Raw genomic sequence first — 15558 nt, forward strand, 5'->3', positions numbered from 1 at the left:
GGGGCTGCATGACGGGCGGGCGGGTGTGACGCTGGCGGATGCGGAACACTCGGAACACTCGGAACACTCGGAACACTCGGAACACTCGGAACACTCGGAACACTCGGAACAGCCAAGCCCGTCAGAACACGCGGTGCAGTCGGAACATGCCGCCCACGGTGGCACCGGCCATGTCGCAGCGCCGGGTCGCGGTGCAATCGGGCTGGATGCGGCGATGGCGCGCTTCGACGCACTCGGCATCGTGCCGGGCTACAGCGTCTCGCCGCCGCATGGTGCCACCGGCGTGTACACCGCTTCGGTGTATCCGGCGGACCTGCAGCACCAGCGCGTGATCCATCTGGATCAGTACAGCGGCGCGGTGCTGCTGGACATGCGCTATCGCGATTACGGGCCGGTCGGACGCGCGCTGGAATGGGGCATCAACGTGCATCTGGGCCAGCAATACGGCACGGCCAATCAGCTGATCCTGTTGCTGGCGTGCGCGGCGATCGTGCTGCTGTGCGTGAGCGCGGCGGTGATGTGGTGGAAACGTCGCCCGGTCGGCGGCCTGGGCGTGCCGCCATTGCCGGCAGATCCGCGCACGCTGCGCGGTCTGCTGGTGCTGCTGGCGATCTGCGGGCTGATCTTCCCGCTGGTCGGGGTGTCGTTGGTGCTGATGTGGTTGCTGGATCGCTACTGGATGCAGCGCAACCAGCCGCGTGCCCCCGCGCCATGAGCACGTGCGCGTCACCTCAATGCACCGTGGACTCGCCGAGGCAGGGACGCGCTCGGCGGTGGGTGTATCGGGAAACTCGACGCATGGTGGTGCATGCAAGCTTCGTAATGAGCGCGCGATGCGTGGTGCTCAGATGTCCTCGTGGATGCCGCACTCGCGCTTCAGCCCGAAGAAGCGCGTGTCTTCTTCGCGCATGCCCGGTTCCCAGCGGCGCGTGGTGTGGAAGTCGCCGATGGACACGTAGCCTTGTTCCCACAGCGGGTGATACGGCAGGTCGTGCGCCTGCAGGTACTGCCACACGTCGCGGTCGGTCCAGTCGGCAATCGGGCTGACCTTATAGCGCTCGCCGCGCTTTTGCACGATCGGCGTCTGTGCACGTCCGCCGGACTGGCTGCGGCGCAGGCCGGTGAACCAGGTGCCCACGTTGAGCTCGTCCAAGGCGCGACGCATCGGCTCGACCTTGCGCAGGTTGTTGTACTGGTCGATGCCGACCATGCCCTGTTCCCACAGGCGGCCGTGGCGCGCCTCCATCCAGGCACGGCTGACCAGCGGGCGGTAGACCTTGAGGTTGAGCTTGAGCCGGTCGGCCAGCGCGTCGGCAAACCGGTAGGTTTCCGGGAACAGGTAGCCGGTATCGACCAGGATCACCGGAATGTCCGGGCGCTGCCGGGTGAGCAGGTGCAAGGTGACCGCCGACTGGGCGCCAAAACTGGACGACAGCGCTGCCTCCTGCGGGCCGTGCTGCAGTGCCCAGGCCACGCGCTCGTCGGCGTGCAGGCCCTCCAGCTGTGCGTTGAGCGCGTCCAGGTCGTCCAGCGCGGATGCAGTGATCGATGCAGCGGGCAGCGCGGTCATGCGAGCAGTTCCAGGTCGAGGTGACGGTGTGTGGGATAGGGCGGCAGCGCGATCAGGCCGCTGCGGTGCAGGAAGTCGCCGAAGCCTTCGTCACCGGCCTGGTCGCGTTCGGTTGCATAACGCGCCAGCAGCGGCTCGAGCGCGGCGAGGATGTCCGCTTCGGTGATGTTTTCGCGGTACAGCGTGTTCAGGCGCTGGCCGCGGCGATCGCCGCCCAGCATCAGGTTGTAGCGGCCCGGTGCCTTGCCCACCAGCGCGATCTCGGCCAGATACGGGCGCGAGCAGCCATTCGGGCAGCCGGACAGGCGCAGCACGATCGGGGTGTCGGCCAGTCCGTGCTGTTCCAGCACCGGCTGCAACGCCGCGCTGAAGTCGGGCAGGTAGCGTTCGGCCTCGGCCATCGCCAGGCCGCAGGTCGGCAGCGCCACGCAGGCCATTGCGCCGCGTGCCAGCGCGGTGGGCGCGCGATTGCCGGCATCCAGGCCGTACTGGGCGACCAGGGCATCGATGCGTGCGCGCTCGCTGGCCAGCACCCCGGCGATGACCAGGTTCTGGTTGGGCGTCATGCGGAACTGGCCGACGTTCAATTGCGCAATCGCCCGCAGGCCGCTCAGATGCGCGGCGGTGTCGGTATCGGCGATGCGCCCGGCCGGCAAGGCCAGGGTCAGATGCGACAGGCCGTCGTCGCCCTCGACCCAGCCGTAGCGGTCACCATTGTGCTCGAACGCGAACGGCCTGGCAGGTTGCAGCGCAACGCCGGCACGGCGTTCGATCTCGGCCACGATGGTGTCCAGGCCATGATCGTCGATGGTGTACTTGAAGCGCGCGCGCTTGCGCACCGCACGGTTGCCGAAGTCGCGCTGGGTGGTGACCACGGCGGTGGCCACCTCCAGCAACTGGTCGCGGGTGACAAATCCGATGACATTGGCCACGCGCGGCCAGGTTTCCGCATCGCCGTGGCTGGCGCCCATGCCGCCGCCGATGCTGACGTTGTAGCCGAGCAACTCGCCCTCGCGCAGGATCGCGATGAAGCCCAGGTCGTTGGCGAACACGTCCACATCGTTGAGCGGCGGCGCGGCGAAACCGATCTTGAACTTGCGCGGTAGATAACGGTCGCCGTAGATCGGCTCTTCTTCGCTGCCGGAGCCGGACACGCGCTCTTCGTCCAGCCAGATCTCGTAATACGCCCGGGTATTGGGCAACAGATGCTCGGACACCCGCGCGGCATCGGCATACAGCGTGGCATGCGCCTGCGACAGCAGTGGATTGGCGGCGACCTGCACGTTGCGATTGACATCGCCGCAGGCGGCCAGCGTGTCGATCAATGTGGCATTGATCGCCTGCATGGTCGCCTTGAGTTCGCGCTTGATCACGCCATGGAACTGGAACGCCTGGCGCGTGGTGATGCGCAGCGAATGATTGGCGTACCGCGTGGCGATGTCATCCAGCGCCAGCCATTGCGTGGGCGAGATCACCCCACCCGGCGTACGCGTGCGGATCATGAACTGATACGCCGGTTCGAGCTTTTGCCGACGCCGCTCATCGCGGATATCGCGATCGTCCTGCTGGTAGCTGCCGTGGTACTTGATCAGGGTCTGATCGTCCTCGCGCAACGCCCCGGTCACCGCATCGGCCAGGCTCTGTTCCAGCGACCCGCGCAGACGGCGACTTTCGGATTTGATGTCTTCGACAGAATGGGTCATGGGAATCGGGAGTCGGGAATGGGGAATCGTAAGAAGCGGCTTGGTCTGCCGGGAGAATTCAGTTGCGGGCTGTACCGATTCCCGATTCCCCACTCCCGATTCCCGGCCCTAATAGACATCGCGCGCATACCGCCCCTCCACCTGCAGCTGGGTGAGATACGCCGCGGCGGCTTCCGCATCCAGGGCGCCGTGGGTGGCGACGATGTCGAGCAGGGCGGCGTGCACATCCTTGCCCATGCCGATGGCGCCGCAGACGTACAGGTGCGCGCCGCCCTGCAGCCAGGCATAGACCTCGGCGCCGCGCGCGCGCAGGCGATGCTGCACGTAGATCTTTTCCGCCTGGTCGCGCGAGAACGCGACTTCCAGTGCGTGCAGTTCGCCGCGTTGCAAGGCCTGCTGCCATTCGGCCTGATAGAGGAAATCGGTATTGAAATGCTGGGCGCCGAAGAACAGCCAGTTGCGGCCCTTGGCGCCGGTTTCGGCGCGTTCCTGCACGAAGCCACGGAACGGCGCCACGCCGGTGCCCGGGCCGATCATCAGGATGTCGCGATCGGTATCGGCCGGCACCCGGAAGCGCGCGTTCGGCTCGATGTAGACCGGCGCGGTATCGCCTTCGCGCAGTGCGGCAAGAAAGCCGCTGGCCGAGCCCAGGTGCGCATGCCCGTGCGCCTGGTAGGTGAGTTCGTCCACCACCAGGTGCACTTCCTCGCCCACGCGCTTGCGGCTGGAGGCGATCGAGTACAGGCGCGGGGTGAGCGGACGCAGCGCGGCCAGCAGGCTGGCATGGTCCCAATCCGCCGGCCAGCGTCGCAGCACGTCGATCAGCTGGTGATCGGCGAGTAGTGACGCCAGGCCGGCGGTCTGGGTCGGGGTGAGCAGCGCCTGCAGCTCGTCGGCGCGTGCACGCTCGGCATGGGCGGCCAGCAGCGGCCGCGACAGCTTGGTCAGTTCGCGCCGGGTGGCCAGCCACTCATGCAGGGCCAGCGTTTCTTCGCCGACGGTGACCGCGGCATGACCATCCAGGCGCAGCGTCTGCAGCACCGTATCCACCAGCGCGGGCGGATTGCGATGGCGGACGCCCAGCGCATCGCCGGGCTCGTAGCTCAGCCCGCTGCCTTCCAGCGAAAATTCCAGATGGCGCACGCGCTTGCTCGGCACGGCGTAGACGCGGAACTGCGGGCCCTTGAAGTCGCGCCCGCTGATGATCTGGTTGGCCAGCAATTCGGCAGGGAAGGGCTGCTGATGCGACCACACCGGCGCGGCCGCGCTGCTGCGCAACGGCGTGATGGTGGCCGACGGCGGGCCGCTCTTGAGCTGTTCGCGTGCGTGCTTGAGCGCTTGTGCGCGCCAGGGCGCAGCGACGCTGTCGATATCCAGATCGGCTTCGCCGCGTGGCTGCACGCGGCTGCCGCCAAGTTCGGCCAGACGGTCGTCGATGCGGCGGGCGATGCCGCAGAATTCCGCGTAACTGGAATCGCCCAGGCCCAGCACCGCGTATTTGAGCTCGGGCAGCTTGGGCGCGCGGCGGCTGGCCAGGAATTCCACCAGGCCGATCGCATCGTCCGGCGGGTCGCCCTCGCCCTGGGTGCTGATGACCACGTAGAGCAGCCGTTCGCTGGCCAGCTCGCGGGTGGGGTACTGGTCGGCGCGCAGCAGGCGCACGCTCAGGCCGGCGGCTTCGGCCTCGGCTACCAGCTGCTCGGCTTCCCGGCGGGCATTGCCGGTCTGGCTGCCGTACAGCACGGTCAGGCGCTGGCTCTCCTGCGCCGGCGCATGCGGCTGGCCGCCCGGCAGCACCGCCAGCGAGCGCGGCGGCTGGCCCTGCGCCAGGCCGGCGGTATAGCCGGACAGCCACCACAGCGACGCGGCATCCAGGCCGTCGACCAACCGTTCCAGCAGCGCCTTGCGCTCGTTGGGCAAGGGGCTGGGCGGTAGCGCGGAACTGGCGGCGGTCATTCGGATCCAGGGCGGTTGATGAGACCAGCGATGTTAGGGATGCGTTGCCGCGGCCAGAAAGGATGAGCCGTTATCGCGTTATGCCGGCCGCTTATTTGGGTGCGGGCAGCCGGCGTCACACACTGCGGCGCCTTGCCCTACCATCGGCTGGTCTGCCCCGCCGACGCCCATGACACCCCGATGACCCTGTTGCCCCTGTCACACCTGGATCGGCTCGAGGCCGAAAGCATCCATATCCTGCGCGAGGTCGCCGCCGAATTCCGGGCCCCGGTGATGCTGTATTCGGTGGGCAAGGACAGCTCGGTGCTGCTGCACCTGCTGCTCAAGGCCTTCGCGCCGTCGCCGCCACCGATCCCGCTGCTGCATGTGGACACGCGCTGGAAGTTCGGCGAGATGATCGCCTTCCGCGACCGCCGCGCGGCCGAGACCGGCGTGGACCTGCGCGTGCACATCAACCCCGACGGCATCGCCCAGGACGTCGGCCCGATCAGCCACGGTGCGGCGGTACATACCGACATCATGAAGACCCAGGGCCTGAAGCAGGCGCTGGAGCAGGGCGGTTTCGATGCGGCGATCGGCGGGGCGCGCCGCGACGAGGAGAAATCGCGCGCCAAGGAGCGCGTGTTCTCGTTCCGCAATGCACGGCATCGCTGGGACCCCAAGAATCAGCGCCCGGAGCTGTGGAACCTGTACAACGCGCGCACCAGGCCCGGTGAAAGCGTGCGGGTGTTTCCGCTGTCCAACTGGACCGAGCTGGATATCTGGCTGTACATCTACCGCGAGGCGATCCCGGTGGTGCCGCTGTATTTCGCCGCGCCGCGCCCGGTGGTGGAGCGCGACGGCGCCTGGATCATGGTCGACGACGACCGCCTGCCGTTGCACCCGGGCGAGACGCCGCAACTGCGCTCGGTGCGCTTCCGCACGCTGGGCTGCTATCCGCTGACCGGCGCGATCGAATCGACCGCAGACACGCTGGAAGCGGTGATCGCCGAAATGCTGGTCAGCACCAGCTCCGAACGCCAGGGCCGCATGATCGACCATGCGCCCGGTGCGTCGATGGAGCAGAAGAAGCTTGAGGGGTATTTTTGATGGGCAGGGAATCGGGATTGGGGATTGGGGATTCGCAACAGCAGTTTGCTGCAGACGTTACGACGGAGGAGGACGCCTTTGCGATTCCCGATTCCCCAATCCCGATTCCCGGCGCCATCGGCGCCTACCTGCATCAACACGAATCCAAGCCGCTGCTGCGCTTCATCACCTGCGGCAGCGTGGACGATGGCAAGAGCACACTGATCGGGCGGTTGCTGTACGACAGCAAGCGCCTGTTCGACGATCAGCTTGCCGCGCTGCAGAGCGATAGCCGCCGGCATGGCACGCAGGGCGAAGGGATCGACTATGCGTTATTGATGGACGGGCTGGCCGCAGAGCGCGAGCAGGGCATCACCATCGACGTGGCGTATCGCTATTTCGATACCGACCGGCGCAAGTTCATCGTTGCCGACTGCCCCGGGCATGAGCAGTACACGCGCAACATGGCCACCGGCGCATCCACTGCCGATGTGGCGGTGGTGCTGGTGGATGCGCGCAAGGGGCTGCTGGCGCAGACGCGCCGGCACAGTTACATCGTGTCGTTGCTGGGTATCGGCCACGTGGTGCTGGCGGTCAACAAGATGGACTTGGTGGACTACGACGCGCAGGTGTTTGCCGACATCGCCGAGGGCTATCGCGCGCTGGCCGCACAGTTGGGCATTGCCGATGTGCAGTGCATTCCGTTGTCGGCACTGGCTGGCGACAACCTGTCCAGCCCATCGACGCGGATGCCCTGGTACCGCGGTCCGCATCTGCTGCAGCATCTCGACGCCGTGCACGTGCAGGCGCCGGAAGCCGGTAGCGGCTTCCGGCTGCCGGTGCAGTGGGTCAATCGTCCCCACCAGCACTTTCGTGGCTATGCCGGCACCATCGCGGCCGGGCAGGTGCGCGTGGGCGATGCCGTGGTGGTGGTGCCGTCCGGGCGCCGCACGCAGGTGGCCTCGGTGCTGGATGCCAACGGCGAGGTGGACAGCGCACGCGCCGGCCAGGCGGTCACGTTGACCTTGCGCGAGGAGATCGACATCAGCCGCGGCGACATCATCGCCGCCGTCGACGACCCGCCGGAAGTGGCCGACCAGTTCGCCGCGCATCTGCTGTGGATGGACGATGCCGCCTTGCTGCCGGGCCGCCCGTACTGGCTCAAGATCGGCACGCGTAACGTCACCGCAAGCATCAGCGAGATCAAGCACAAGGTCGATGTGAACACGCAGGAGCGGCTGGCCGCCAAGCGGCTGGAGCTCAATGAAGTGGGCTACTGCAATCTGGCCCTGGACGAGCCGATCGCGTTCTCGCCGTATGCGCGCAACCGCGTGCTGGGCGGCTTCATCCTGATCGACCGGCAGAGCAATGCCACCGTGGCCGCCGGCACGCTGGAGTTCGCGTTGCGCCGCGCCGGCAACGTGCACTGGCAGCACCTGGATGTGGATCGCGCCGCGCGTGCGCGCATCAAGGGCCAGGCGCCGCGCGTGCTGTGGTTCACCGGCTTGTCGGGCGCGGGCAAATCCACGGTTGCCAACCTGGTCGACAAGCGCCTGCATGCGCTGGGCTATCACACCTTCATCCTGGACGGCGACAACGTGCGCCACGGGCTCAACCGCGACCTGGGCTTCACCGACGAAGACCGGGTGGAAAACATCCGCCGCGTGGCCGAGGTGGCGCGGCTGATGGCCGATGCCGGCCTGATCGTGCTGGTGAGCTTCATCTCGCCGTTCCGTGCCGAGCGGCAACTGGCGCGCGAGCGGTTCGACGACGGGGAATTCGTCGAGGTATTCGTGGACGTGCCGCTGGCGGTTGCCGAGGCGCGCGATGTGAAGGGGCTGTACCGCAAGGCACGGGCCGGGCAGATCCCCAACTTCACCGGCATCGATTCGCCCTACGAGGCACCGGAGGCGCCGGAGATCCATCTTCACGCCGATGGTGAGAACGTGGAGGCGCTGGCGCGCCATGTGCTCGAGTTCCTCGACTTGGAACGCTGACCAGCGCATCGCGCCGACGACAGCAAGGGTCTTTGGTCATGGTGCAAAGCACGCCCTTTCTGTCAACTCCATGGCGGCTAGGTCGTTAAACTTTCGACGTACCCCGCCAGGATGTTCTGATGCTTGTTCGACCCAGCGCGCGTTTCGGCGCAGCGCTCTTGTTGGCCGTCACGCTGGCCGGTTGCAGCCGTCAGGCCGCCGCGCCGGCCGCCGCCAAACCCATCCCGGTCTCTGTGCAGGCGGTGACCACCCAGCCCTGGAACTCGACCGTGCAGTCGATCGCCACCGTGCGCGCGCGCGAATCGGTGGCGCTGACCGCCGCAGTGAGCGATGTGGTGGAGCAGGTCAACTTCGACAGTGGCGACGAGGTCAAGGCCGGGCAGCTGCTGCTGCGGCTGCGCGGCAACTCGCAGCAGGCGGCGCTGACCGCGGCCCAGGCCACCTTCGAGGAAACCGACCAGCTGTACCGGCGCCAGTTGAGCCTGGTTGGCCAGCAGCTGGTGGCCAAGTCCACCGTCGATACGCAACGCGCACTGCGCGACGCGGCGCAGGCGCGCGTGCAGCAGATGCGCGCGGAGATCACCGACCGCGAGGTGCGTGCGCCGTTCTCCGGCGTGCTCGGCATCCGCCAGATCAGCCCGGGCTCGTTGATCACCTCCAGCACGGTGATCGCCACGCTGGACGATGTGGCGCGCATGTACGTGGACTTCCAGGTGCCGGAATCGCAGTTCGGGCTGGTGCAGCTCGGCAATACCGTCAACGGCACCGCGGCGGCGTACCCGGGCCAGCAGTTCGAAGGCGTGGTGGCGGCGATCGATTCGCGTATCGACGAGACCACCCGTTCGGTGACGGTGCGGGCGGATTTCCCCAACGGCGATCGCCGGCTGCGCCCGGGCATGTTGCTGGATGTGCGGCTGTTCCAGCCGGCGCGGCAGGCGGTGGTGATCCCGGAGATCGCGGTGGTGCAGGTGGGGCGCGAGTCCTACGTGTTCCGGGTCAAGCCCGACAGCAGCGTGGAGCGCGCCGACGTGCGCCTGGGCGAGCGCCGCGACGGCAAGGTGGAAATTCTCGACGGGGTCAAGGCCGGTGAGCGCATCGTGGTGGACGGCACCGGCAAGCTGCGTCCGGGGCTGAAGGTGGTCGACCAGGCCGCGCCCGTGCCTGCATCGACACCGGCAGCCGCGCGCCCGCAGGCAGCCCGATGAAACTCTCCGACCTGTCCATTACCCGCCCGGTGATGGCGGTGGTGATGAGCCTGCTGCTGATCGTGCTGGGGGTGATGTCGTTCACCCGGCTCACCTTGCGCGAGTTGCCGGCGATCGACCCGCCGATCGTGTCGGTGGATGTGGAATACACCGGCGCGTCGGCGGCGGTGGTAGAGAGCCGCATCACCCAGGTGCTGGAAGACGCGCTGGCCGGCATCGAAGGCATCGAGACCATCGAGGCGCGCAGCCGCAATGGCTCGTCCGACATCAGTATCGAATTCGTGCAGTCGCGCGATGTGGAAGCGGCCGCCAACGACGTGCGCGATGCGGTCAGCCGCGTCTCCGACCGCATGCCCGACCAGGCGCGCCCGCCGGAGATTTCCAAGGTCGAGGCCGACGCCGACCCCATCCTGTGGCTCAACATGAGCTCCAGCACGATGGACACGCTGCAGCTGTCCGACTACGCCGAGCGCTACGTAGTGGACCGCTTCTCCAGCCTGGATGGCGTGGCGCAGGTGCGTATCGGCGGGCGCCAGCGCTATGCGATGCGCATCTGGCTGGACCGCGATCAACTGGCCGCGCGTGAACTCACCGTGGCCGATGTGGAAGCGGCGCTGCAGAACGAGAACGTGGAGCTGCCGGCCGGCAGCATCGAATCGGCGCAGCGCGATTTCACCCTGCGCGTGGAGCGCAGTTATCTCAAGCCCGAGGACTTTGCCAAGCTGCCGCTCAGCAAGGGCGAGGGCGGCTATGTGGTGCGCCTGGGCGACGTGGCCAGGGTCGAGCTGACCTCGGCCGAGCGCCGCGCCTACTTCCAGAGCAATGGCGTGCCCAATGTGGGCCTGGGCATCGTGCGCAATTCCACCGCCAACGCGCTGGACGTTGCGCGCGAGGCGCGCGCGCAGGCCGACGAGGTACAGAAGTCGCTGCCGCAGGGCACCAACATCTTCGTCGCCTTCGACACCACGACGTTTATCGATGCGGCGGTGGAGCGCGTGTACCACACGCTGATCGAAGCGGTGGTGCTGGTGCTGGTGGTGATCTGGGTGTTCCTGGGCAGCGCACGCGCGGCGCTGATTCCGGCGGTGACGGTGCCGGTGTGTCTGATCGCCGCGTTCATCGCGCTGTACGCGTTCGATTTTTCGATCAACCTGCTGACCTTGCTCGCGCTGGTGCTGTGTATCGGCCTGGTGGTGGACGATGCGATCGTGGTGGTGGAAAACATCCAGCGCCGCATCGACCTGGGCGAGCCGCCGCTGGTGGCCGCCAGGCGCGGTACCGGGCAGGTTGCCTTCGCGGTGATTGCCACCACCGCGGTGCTGGTGGCGGTGTTCCTGCCGGTGGGCTTTCTGGAGGGCAATACCGGGCGCCTGTTCCGCGAGCTGGCGGTGGCATTGGCAGCGGCGGTGGCGATCTCGGCCTTCGTGGCGCTGACGCTGACGCCGATGATGTCGTCCAAGCTGTTGCGCTCGCATGGGCAGGCCAAACCCAATCGCTTCCATCGCTGGTTCGATGGCCGCATGCAGGCGGTGTCCGGCGCGTACGGACGCTCGCTGGAGCGGCATGTGCATCGCACCTGGATCTTCGCGCTGCTGATGCTGTTGGCGCTGGGCGCCAGCGCGTGGTTGATGGGGAGGATTCCCTCCGAGCTGGCACCGGCCGAGGATCGCGGCAACTTCCAGATCATGATCGACGGGCCCGAAGGCGCGGGTTTCGATTACACCGTGGGTCAGATGCATCAGGTCGAGGCGATCCTCGGCCCCTACGTGGGGCCGGACAAGCCGATCGTGCGCGCCAACCCGCGCGTGCCCGGCGGCTTTGGCAGCAGCGAGGAGATGCACACCGGCCGGGTCAGCGTGTTCCTGCAGGACTGGGAGCAACGCACGCGCCCGACCACCGAAGTGGCCGACGAACTGCAGCAGAAACTCAACGTGCTCAGCGGCGTGCGTGCACGCACGCAGGTGAGCGGCGGCCTGGTGCGCAGCCGCGGGCAGCCGTTCCAGCTGGTGCTGGGCGGGCCGGATTATGCGGAGATCGCGCAGTGGCGCGACCGCATCCTGCAGCGCATGGAAGCCAATCCTGGCCTGGTCGGCCCGGACTCGGACTACAAGGAAACCCGCCCGCAGATGCGCGTGAACATCGACCGCCTGCGTGCAGCCGACCTGGGCGTGCCGGTGACCGCGATCGGTGGCGCGCTGGAAGCGATGATGGGCTCGCGCCGCGTCACCACGTTCGTGGACAACGGCGAGGAGTACGACGTGATGCTGCAGGCCGGGCGCGAGGGCCGCATGGCGCCGGAAGACCTCACCGCCATCCGCGTGCGCTCCACGCGTGGCGAGCTGATTCCGCTGTCCAACCTGGTCACGCTCAGCGAAGTGGCCGAGGCCGGTACCCTCAATCGCTTCAACCGCCTGCGTGCGATCACCATCAGTGCCGGCCTGGCGCCGGGCTACCCGCTCGGCGAGGCGATTGCCTGGGCGCAGCAGGCCGCGCGCGAGGAACTGCCCGAGTACGCGCAGGTGGACTGGAAGGGCGAATCGCGCGAGTACCAGCAATCCGGCAGCGCGGTATTGCTGACCTTCGGCATGGCCCTGCTGGTGGTGTACCTGGTGCTGGCCGCGCAGTTCGAGAGCTTCGCCCATCCGCTGGTGATCATGCTCACCGTACCGCTGGCAGTGCTCGGCGCGCTGGTTGGCCTGTGGCTCACCGGCGGCACGCTCAACCTGTTCAGCCAGATCGGCATCGTGATGCTGGTGGGCCTGGCGGCCAAGAACGGCATCCTGATCGTGGAGTTCGCCAATCAGTTGCGCGACGAAGGCCGCAGCGTGCATGAGGCGATCGTGGAATCGGCATCGGTGCGCCTGCGTCCGATCCTGATGACCTCGATCGCCACCGTGGTCGGCGCGATTCCGCTGGTGGTCGCCGGTGGGCCCGGCTCGGCCAGCCGCGCCACGATCGGCGTGGTGGTGATCTTCGGCGTGTCGCTGTCCACGTTGCTGTCGCTGTACGTGGTGCCGGCGTTCTACAGCCTGATTGCGCCATTCACCAAGTCGCCCGAAGCGGTGGCGCGCGAGCTGGAAACCCTGGAGGCGCAGACGCCGTCGGTGGGCGGGCACGCCTGAGCACGGCAGGCTGCTGACGGGCTGCAGTGCCATGCCCGTGCCTGCCGTGTAGGTGTCTGCGCAGCCGCCGCGTCGTTGCGCAATGACTAAGGTCACATGACAGTCATGCCCGGCTATGGTCGACTCCTGCGGTTATCCTGACCGGAATCGCCAATGCGTCGTCTTGCCTGCCTGCTTGCTCCCTCTCTCCTTGCGCTGTGCTGCGGCACCGCGCTGGCGCAGTCCTCCGGCGAGCCGGTCCCCAATGGCCGCCTGCCGACCTGGGCGGTGCCCGAGCACTACAGCCTGGCGTTCAAGATCGACCCGGACCAGGCCGAGTTCAGCGGCCGCAGCAGCATCCGCGTGCAGCTCAAGCAGGCCTCCGACCATCTGTGGCTGCACGGCAAGGAGTTGAAGGTCAGCAAGGCCACGGTCCAGCCGGCCAAGGGCAAGGCGCTGACCGCACGCTACGTGCAAGCCGATGCGCAGACCGGCGTGGTGCGCCTGGATTTCGGCCGCACGCTGCAGCCGCAGACGCTTACCGTGGACATCGTCTACAGCGCGCCGCTCAACCAGCAGCTGCAGGGCCTGTACCAGGTGAAGTACCAGGGCCAGGCCTATGCGATGACGCAGATGGAGCCGATCAGCGCGCGCTATGCGTTCCCCGGTTTCGACGAGCCGGCGTTCAAGACCCCGTTCGACCTCAGCCTGACCGTGCCCACCGACGACCAGGCGCTGGCCAACACCATCGCCACCTCGACCAAGCCGGCCGGCAAAGGCTGGAAGACGGTGAGCTTCGCCCCGACCGTGCCGCTGCCGACCTACCTGGTCGCCTACGCCGCCGGCCCGTGGGACGTGGTGGACGTGCCGGCCATGCCGGCCACCCCGCAGCGCCCCAATCCGACCCCGTTGCGCGGCATTGCCGCCAAGGGCCAGGGGCCGCGCATCACCCCGGCGCTGGACCAGACCCCGGCGATCATCGCCGCGCTGGAGGACTATTACGCCTTCGGGTATCCGTTCGACAAGCTCGATCTGGTCGCCGCCCCGGACTTCAGCGCCGGTGCGATGGAAAACCCCGGGTTTGTCACCTTCCGCGACTGGCTGCTGCTGCTGGACAAGGACTCGCCGGCAGAGAACGTGCAGCGCTCCTTCAACACCAATGCCCATGAGCTGGCCCACCAGTGGACCGGCGACGCCGTCACCATGGAATGGTGGGACGACCTGTGGTTGAACGAGGCGTTTGCCACCTGGATGCAGCAGAAGATCACCATGCAGCTGCACCCGGAATACCGCGCCAACCTGGACCGCATCGCCGGTGCCCAGCATGCGATGGACAACGACAGCCTGGTCAGCGCGCGCAAGATCCGCCAGCCGATCACCGGCAACGGCGATATCGAAACCGCCTTCGACGGCATCACCTACCAGAAGGGTGCGGCGGTGCTGGCGATGTTCGAGGCCTTCGTCGGCGAAGATGTGTTCCGCGAAGGCATGCGCGCCTACATCGCCAAGCATAAATTCGGCAACGCGACCGCCGACGATCTGGTCGATGCGATCGCCGAGGCCGCCGGCAAGGGCGAGGAGTTCAAGGCCGCATTCCGCAGCTTCCTCAATCAGCCGGGCGTGCCGTACCTGCAGACCCAGCTCGCCAGCGAAGGCGGCAAGACCGTGGTCAGGCTGCAGCAGCAGCGCTACCTGCCGCTGGGCTCCACCGGCGCGGCCGCGCAGCAATGGGGCGTGCCGGTGTGCATCAAGTACGGCAAGGGCAAGGACCAGGTCGGCACCGCCTGCCAGATGCTCGACGGCGCCAGCGGCAGCATCGTGCTGGACGGGGCCGGCAAGAACACCTGGGTGTTCCCGAATGCGCGTGGCGCCGGCTATTACCGCTTCAGCCTGCCGAAGAAGCAGCTGGCCGCACTGGGCAAGCAGGTCGGCCAACTCGACGACAACGAACAGCTGGCCTATGCCGATGCGATCGATGCGGCCTACCGCCATGGCGATGCCGACAGCGACGCGGTGCTGGCAGCGCTCGAGCAATTGGCGCCGTCCGCGTCGGCCGATGTGTCCACCGCGCTGCTGAACCGCTTCGTGTGGATCTGGCGCTACCAGGCCACCAGCGAGGCCCAGCGCGGCGCTTTGCGCAAGGTGGCCGAACAGGCGTATCTGCCACGTCTGCGCCAGCTGGGTTACGCGCGGCGTAGCGGTGAATCGATCGACGACACCAGCTTGCGTTCGGCGTTGGCCGGCCTGTTCGCGCTGCGCCTGCAGAACGCGGAGGTGCGCAAGGCACTGCTCGCGCAGGGCGATGCGGTACTGGCCGGCGGCAACGGCGCACTGGACTTCTCTAAGGCCAATCCGGATCTGCTCGGCACCGCGCTGGCAGTGACCGCGCAGGAGCGCGGCGCACCGGCGGTGCAGGCCTTGATCGCTGCGCTGCGCACGCACGCCGACCCGGCGCAGCGCAACGCCATGATCGCCGCCCTGGGTGCGGTGCAGGACCCGGCGCTACTCACCCAGGTGCGTGATTTCGCGCTGACCGATGCGATCAAGGTGGGCGAGATGAGGAGCCTGCTGACACGCGGCCACAGTTACGAGACCTCGCACGCGTCGATGTGGCCGTGGTTTACCGCCAACTTCGACCGCATCGTGCAGCGCAGCGGCTCGTTCGATGGCGGCGGGTTGCCGGCGCTGGGCGCGTCCGGTGGCTGCAGCGTGGAAGAAGCCGACCGCCTGGATGCGTTCTTCAAGCCGCGCCTGGCCACGCTCAGCGGTGCCGACCGTGGCATGGCGCAGACCGGCGAGACCATCCGCCTGTGCGCCGCGCTCAAGCAGGCGCAGACCGCCAGGCGCTGAGTCGCCGGCTTGCGGCCGGGGTGCGCGGTATCGACGGTGTCGATGCTGCGCGATCCGGAGCGGCGAACGAAACGACTGCGCTCACCGTCAGGCGCGCAGCCGGTGCCT

9 protein-coding genes are annotated in these 15558 nt (G+C 67.6%); 6 read left to right on the forward strand and 3 right to left on the reverse strand.

Annotated features, from left to right (window positions below; translation table 11 throughout):
• Nucleotides 1–715 (forward strand): PepSY domain-containing protein (locus EO170_RS16505; protein ID WP_164741076.1); only part of this gene is annotated, 715 nt, incomplete at its 5' end.
• A gap of 129 nt (nucleotides 716–844) precedes the next feature.
• Here EO170_RS16505 and EO170_RS16510 read toward each other — a convergent pair.
• The 3 genes from EO170_RS16510 to EO170_RS16520 all read right to left on the reverse strand — a co-directional run bounded on the left by EO170_RS16510 (nucleotide 845) and on the right by EO170_RS16520 (nucleotide 5229).
• Nucleotides 845–1570: a phosphoadenylyl-sulfate reductase gene (locus EO170_RS16510; RefSeq protein WP_104583686.1), complete on the reverse strand. Its 726-nt coding sequence runs from the start codon at nucleotides 1568–1570 to the stop codon at nucleotides 845–847.
• On the reverse strand, nucleotides 1567–3273 hold the full coding sequence (cysI, locus tag EO170_RS16515) for an assimilatory sulfite reductase (NADPH) hemoprotein subunit (RefSeq protein ID WP_126946561.1): 1707 nt from the start codon (nucleotides 3271–3273) through the stop codon (nucleotides 1567–1569). The genes EO170_RS16510 and cysI overlap by 4 nt, the downstream gene beginning before the upstream one ends.
• Before the next feature lie 108 nt (nucleotides 3274–3381).
• Nucleotides 3382–5229: an assimilatory sulfite reductase (NADPH) flavoprotein subunit gene (locus EO170_RS16520; protein ID WP_126946564.1), complete on the reverse strand. Its 1848-nt coding sequence runs from the start codon at nucleotides 5227–5229 to the stop codon at nucleotides 3382–3384.
• A 180-nt stretch (nucleotides 5230–5409) separates the two neighbouring features.
• Between EO170_RS16520 and cysD the strand changes: the two genes are divergently transcribed.
• The 5 genes from cysD (at nucleotide 5410) to EO170_RS16545 (ending at nucleotide 15450) form a co-directional block, all read left to right on the forward strand.
• Complete coding sequence (gene cysD / locus EO170_RS16525; protein ID WP_104583683.1) at nucleotides 5410–6318, forward strand: sulfate adenylyltransferase subunit CysD; 909 nt, start codon at nucleotides 5410–5412, stop codon at nucleotides 6316–6318.
• Nucleotides 6318–8294, forward strand: a complete 1977-nt coding sequence (gene cysN, locus EO170_RS16530; protein ID WP_126946567.1) for a sulfate adenylyltransferase subunit CysN — start codon at nucleotides 6318–6320, stop codon at nucleotides 8292–8294. The genes cysD and cysN overlap by 1 nt, the downstream gene beginning before the upstream one ends.
• A gap of 119 nt (nucleotides 8295–8413) precedes the next feature.
• Nucleotides 8414–9499: an efflux RND transporter periplasmic adaptor subunit gene (locus tag EO170_RS16535; RefSeq protein ID WP_119131055.1), complete on the forward strand. Its 1086-nt coding sequence runs from the start codon at nucleotides 8414–8416 to the stop codon at nucleotides 9497–9499.
• Nucleotides 9496–12621 (forward strand): efflux RND transporter permease subunit, encoded by a 3126-nt coding sequence (locus EO170_RS16540; protein WP_126946570.1) that lies wholly within the window; start codon nucleotides 9496–9498, stop codon nucleotides 12619–12621. The genes EO170_RS16535 and EO170_RS16540 overlap by 4 nt, the downstream gene beginning before the upstream one ends.
• 153 nt (nucleotides 12622–12774) lie before the next feature.
• A complete protein-coding gene (locus EO170_RS16545) occupies nucleotides 12775–15450 on the forward strand; it encodes a M1 family metallopeptidase (RefSeq protein ID WP_126946573.1) in 2676 nt (891 codons plus the stop codon).
• Nucleotides 15451–15558 lie beyond the last annotated feature (108 nt).

The organism is Xanthomonas sp. BRIP62409 (assembly GCF_003992965.1).
In the GTDB taxonomy this organism is placed as follows: Bacteria; Pseudomonadota; Gammaproteobacteria; order Xanthomonadales; family Xanthomonadaceae; genus Xanthomonas; species Xanthomonas euroxanthea.

Bases quoted from the DNA above. Each gene is read 5' to 3' on its own strand.
- EO170_RS16540 (WP_126946570.1), top strand. From the start codon at position 9,496: ATGAAACTCTCCGACCTGTCCATTACCCGCCCGGTGATGGCGGTGGTG.
- cysD (WP_104583683.1), top strand. From the start codon at position 5,410: ATGACCCTGTTGCCCCTGTCACACCTGGATCGGCTCGAGGCCGAAAGC.
- EO170_RS16545 (WP_126946573.1), top strand. From the start codon at position 12,775: ATGCGTCGTCTTGCCTGCCTGCTTGCTCCCTCTCTCCTTGCGCTGTGC.
- EO170_RS16520 (WP_126946564.1), bottom strand. From the start codon at position 5,229: ATGACCGCCGCCAGTTCCGCGCTACCGCCCAGCCCCTTGCCCAACGAG.
- EO170_RS16535 (WP_119131055.1), top strand. From the start codon at position 8,414: ATGCTTGTTCGACCCAGCGCGCGTTTCGGCGCAGCGCTCTTGTTGGCC.
- EO170_RS16510 (WP_104583686.1), bottom strand. From the start codon at position 1,570: ATGACCGCGCTGCCCGCTGCATCGATCACTGCATCCGCGCTGGACGAC.
- cysI (WP_126946561.1), bottom strand. From the start codon at position 3,273: ATGACCCATTCTGTCGAAGACATCAAATCCGAAAGTCGCCGTCTGCGC.
- cysN (WP_126946567.1), top strand. From the start codon at position 6,318: ATGGGCAGGGAATCGGGATTGGGGATTGGGGATTCGCAACAGCAGTTT.